Source organism: Methanobrevibacter thaueri (genome assembly GCF_003111625.1).
In the GTDB taxonomy this organism is placed as follows: Archaea; Methanobacteriota; Methanobacteria; order Methanobacteriales; family Methanobacteriaceae; genus Methanocatella; species Methanocatella thaueri.
This window is the reverse complement of sequence record NZ_MZGS01000013.1, coordinates 1-5,351: the sequence shown is the minus strand read 5'-3', so window position 1 is coordinate 5,351 and position 5,351 is coordinate 1. Positions and strand designations below refer to the sequence as shown.

General features: G+C 27.2%; 3 protein-coding genes. 2 read left to right on the top strand and 1 reads right to left on the bottom strand.

Annotation, left to right across the window (positions count from 1 at the left end):
• Positions 1–369: 369 nt before the first annotated feature.
• Positions 370–597, bottom strand: coding sequence for a hypothetical protein (locus MBBTH_RS00915; RefSeq protein WP_116591170.1), 228 nt, complete (start codon positions 595–597; stop codon positions 370–372).
• 1,149 nt (positions 598–1,746) lie between these two features.
• Between MBBTH_RS00915 and MBBTH_RS00910 the strand changes: the two genes are divergently transcribed.
• Together MBBTH_RS00910 and MBBTH_RS00905 are read left to right on the top strand one after the other, a co-directional pair.
• The gene (locus MBBTH_RS00910) at positions 1,747–3,309 is read left to right on the top strand and encodes a right-handed parallel beta-helix repeat-containing protein (protein WP_116591169.1); all 1,563 of its coding nucleotides are present in this window, start codon (positions 1,747–1,749) and stop codon (positions 3,307–3,309) included.
• A gap of 84 nt (positions 3,310–3,393) precedes the next feature.
• Positions 3,394–5,351: Ig-like domain-containing protein (locus tag MBBTH_RS00905; protein ID WP_133241919.1), on the top strand; the 1,958-nt coding region annotated here is incomplete at its 3' end.

The following is a 5,351-nucleotide window of genomic DNA, read 5'->3' as shown; positions in this document are numbered from 1 at the left end:
TACACAATCGGACACAACCTAAAAAGAATATACAACGAAATAAACAGAAAAAACAACTAAAAATAAGAAAAATTACAAAAAAATCAAAAACACAAAATTCGATTAAAAATTTTGCGTCACATCCTCATGTTTATATATCAAATATTCCTTAAATAGATAACTGATATGCACTTCTGTTAATCTATTTTATTTTTAGATACAACTAAATCTAAATTTAACATTTAAAAAATAAGTTTGTTATTAGTGCCTTATATTATAAATACTAAAAAATTCCACAACCCACTAAAACCTGAACTCCTTAAAGAATTTCAGAAGTGTCAACGGATTGGTATTTTCAAGATTGTAAAATGCATGATACTTTTTATGGCACTAGTGACATAAGGTTATGCCGTTGTTTAGATTAAGTCTAAGCGGAACAAAATTCTTAAACGAGAAGACATGATGTGCTTCCAGGTGCTGGTCGGCTCCGCACAAAACGCACTCTTCATTATCTCTTTCTTTTATACTTTTAACCCAGTCCTTATACTCTTTGGTGTTTCTTACTTCATCTATGTTTTTCCTTTTTGAAATGTCAATCCATTCGTCTTTTTGGCTCATGATTATTCCTCACTGAATTTAAGAGTAGCTATTTATACTAAAAGATAAAAAAGTTAAAATTGTAAAATAGAAATTATTTTACCACCTATTAAAGAGAAAGTAATATAATGTTTGGCTTGTATTAATGTATTTTTTTAGACCTCAACAAAAAAATTGAAAAATGCTTAATTTCAATCTGTTTTTATTTACTTTCAATCACTCGATATTAATAGGATTTGGGGAAAATTAGTTTTTTCCTTTTGGTTTTTAAAAATCACGCCTGATTTTTGATGACTAAAATAATGTCTGCAAAAGATTACATTAATCTCTCAGACATTACTACTTTTAATAAATTTACAATTTATTCTTTAAATCCAGAAATTAATGTCTTTAACTTGTATTTTTTTAATTTATTTGTTAATTTCAGTTTGATTTTGATAATATGTTTAATGAAGTCGTTTTATTTGATTTAAATGATAGTAACCTTTTGGTTACCTTACTTTTTTAGGGCGCAATCATGGTTGTTTTAAAAAATAGCTTTAAAAATTTGGTAAAATAACTGATTGGCAAATATTGTCCTTAAAACATTAAATCAAATCTTTTTAGTTGAGTTTGGATTGATTGAGAATGAATGGTTCGGATAACTTGTGTTTAACGAATGAACACTTTGATGATTTTTTCTAAATTCCTGTGAAACTGATTTTTCAAATGACTGTTTAAATTATTTTATTAGATTGTATAAATCTTTAAACTGCAAAATTATTATTACTTGGACTTAATAGATTTTTAATCTATTTTAAAATTTGTAATTTTTCTTTTTACCAAAAATTTACTGGAAAATAATGATTTTACGGTTTTTAATAAATTCAATTGTATTTGATAATCGGAAAGTTTATATTGATAAATTGATAAATCATATATCAAGTATAAGTTATCAATTTGCTTGTACTAAATTAAGCTTTAAACATTCTTAAAAACAATTTAAGACATCGATGAAAAATAGGGCTTAATTTTAAAGAAGTTCGATTCAAACTTATAGATGCATTAGATTAATGTAATCCATAACATTTTAAAGTAAAAATTGGGCTTCTTTTTCTCAAAAACGGTGTTTTTTGCAAGTTTTTAGAAAAAAATTTGTATTTTATAAATTAATTGAAATGGGGGAAATTCATGAGATTCAATTATAAAATCTTTGGTTTAGTAATGTTTGTCATGTTAATCTGCTGTGTAAGTGCAGCCAGTGCGACAGATGTAGACAACATTACGGTAACTGATGATACAGATGTCATTGAAATTGATGAGGCTGTAAATTCAGTTGATGATGTTGAACTTGAAGAAGTTGACGAAATAGTTTCTACAGAACCAGTCACTGTAACTGATGAAAACTATGGAGATTATTTCGATGCAGATGGTTATATGACCACTACTAGTGATTTAACTTTCACAGGTAATTTCACATCAAAATCATTTGGAAACTTTAAAATCAATAATGCTGTAACTATTACTGCTGGTGAAGCAACATTTAATAATGTTGGATTTGATTTATTATCTAGAAATATTATTTTAGATGGTGCAAACTTTTTATATGATACAAATGATGCACGAATTTATGTATATGAAGATGATGATATAGTTCAAAATTTAAATATTAATGTGGTAGCACCTGAAGATGAAGATTATTATGGAATTTTTGTAGATGGTGCAAGCAATGTACAAATTTTAAATAATGTAATTACATACACTTGTAATTATCTTAACACTGAAAATTATAATCATGTAATTAGGGTAGTTGGTGGAAATAATGTTACTGTTTCAAGAAACAATATTACTGCTTACTTGCCTTTAAAAAATGTTGACTTTTATCAACCTTATCCAAGTATCTACACTGATCTTGTAGCTGGTGTAGCAGTACAGTCATCTAGCAATTTTACATTTACCTACAATAGATTAGAAGTAAACGTGTCAGACACTGATTATGGTTATCCTACATTAGATGCATTAATTATTGTAGATTCTGAAAATGCATATATTGCTCATAATAATATTACTGAAATTGACCCTATCACTCCTGAAGGTGACAATAATTATTTATATGCTATTGATGTATATGCATGTAATCATATAACTATTGATGATAATACTATTAGATTAGAAAGTAAAGGGGGTTCTATTATCCCAGGCACTAATAATGGTACTGGTACTGCATACGGTATTCAATTAACTGGACAACATAATGTAACTATCTCTAATAATAATATTCATACTTCAAATAATGGTCCTAATGCAGGTATTTACTCACAAAACTTTAATGGCCCTACTAATTTAACAATTATTAATAACACTATTTATTCAGAAGGTAGTGCAGATAGTAGTCATTCTTGGTCATTAGTAACTGGTATGGAATTACAGGATAATGAAGCATATATTGCAGGAAACACTATAACTGTTTATAATAAAGCTACATATAGTCCTGGAGATAATGTTTATGGTATAAGTTTCTCACAAGCAGGTACTGCATATCCTAAATTTACAATTACAGAGAATACTGTTAATGTGATTAATGGTATGTGGGCTATATATCTCCAGTATTCTAGTGGTGCTTCTGCTAATAATAATAGTTTAATTACAGATTATTACTGTGGTAATGCTGCGGTATATTATAATGGAGATATACAAATTTCTGGAAACTACTGTCCTAATTGTAATGGAGTAAATTGTAATTGTACACATTGAAAGTTTTTAGTTAAAAAATATTAATATAAAATATTTTTTTAACTTTGGAGTTTTTTCTCCATTTTTAATTATTATTTGATTAAAATGAAAGGCAAATATTTTATTATTTTAACCTTATTATTGTTGTGCATCTCAATTAATGCTATTGCAGCTACTGATACAAATAATACTGTAAGTGAAGACATATTGAATCAACAAGCTGATAATAATCAAGAATTAATTGATGGGCATTTAGATGTTGAGTTATCTGATTTTAGTGAAGATATTGTTTCTGAAAGTTATAATGATAATACTATAAATTCTGAAAATAGTAGTTATACTGTGATATATGTTGGTCAAAATATTACTGATGATGGAGGTAATGGATCTTATGAAAACCCTTTTTCTTCATTAAAATTAGCATGTGATAATGTAGTTGAAGGAGACAATGTAACTCTCAATATATTTAATGGAACTTATTATGTAGGTTCTCAATTAAATTTCAAATCAAGCAATTTATTTATTAATGGAATATCTGGGAATGTAATTATTAAAAATGAATTGACAACTAATGTAATTCAAGCTATATCATTATCTTATCCTAATATGGCAAATTTAACTGTAAACAATGTTATTTTTGATCAGTCTGGTGTTTCAGGTTTGCAAGTATCAGGAAAATTTTATCCTGTTTATGTAGATAAAGCTGCAACAAATGTTAATTTGGTTGTATTTAATAATTGTTCATTTATTGGTGGAGCATATGCTCACTTAAGCGGTTCTAGAGAATTCAATTTAAAATTTGTTAATAGTATATTTAATGGATACGGTACACCAAATAATGCATTATTTGTTGATAATTTCTACAATGGAAAAAGTGCTTCATCTAATAATATTAGATTTGTAAGTTTTGAAAATTGTATTTTTAAAAATATTAAATATACTTGGATTTCAAAAGGAGTAGTTGATAATAAAAATCTATCTATGGATGGCATTTGGTTTGGTCAAAATACTATTCCTAGTTATTTAACTATTCCTGGAGTATATAATCATACAGACGGTATAAAAATAGCAAATGTAAAATGGGAGGTCCCTGTTTTAAAATATGCGATTTTTTCCGTTTCTGAAAAGTACTTAGGTAATAACCAATATGAAATCATAGGTAAATTGTGTTGGAATGGTACTAATGATACTGTCGGTGATAGTTTCAGTCCAATGACTGTTATTTTATCATCAGACACTGGAAATATTGTATCTGAGGCTGTTTTAGAAAATGGTACTTTTAAAACAGTTTACACTAGTAATTCTCCAAATAATAAAGTTACTGTCGTATTAGATGATGAAACTATTGATTTAAACTTTACTAATATTGATATTACTTTAAATGCTCCAAGTATTAAATATGGTGAAAATCAAAATGTTGTTGTAAAATTACTTCATGTAGTTAATGGAACAGTAACTGTTTCGGTTAATAATAAAACTTATGAAATACTAATTAACAATACTGATTCAATCATATATGTCATACCGGACGTTTTACCTATTGGGACACATGAAATCACTGCAATATTTGAAGATGTAGAAAACCATATTTATGGTTCTAATTCAACTACTATTACAGTTTCAAAAATAGATAAATATTCCTTTGAGGTTACACAACCTACTGATGTTAAAGTTGGAGACACAGAAACCATAACAATAACATTGCCAAATGATGCGACAGGTAATATTACAGTTTACATTGGTGAAAATGTATTTGAAAATAATGTATTTGGAAATAGGACTAACATTGAAATTTCTGGATTTGTTGAGGGAAATAATACTGTAAATGTAGTTTATTCTGGTGATAGTAAATACGAAGGTAATTCTACTGTATTTATTATTAATGTTGAAAAGGCAGACATTGATGTGAATAATGTGACTTTGGATGTTGATGTTTCTAAAGGAACTACTGCTTCTAGTTTTAATATTGTTTTGCCGAGTGATGCTACTGGTAATTTAACTGTTAGTATTAATGGAAAAAATTATACTCAAGAGTTAGTTAATGGTAGTGCAATTGTGAATAT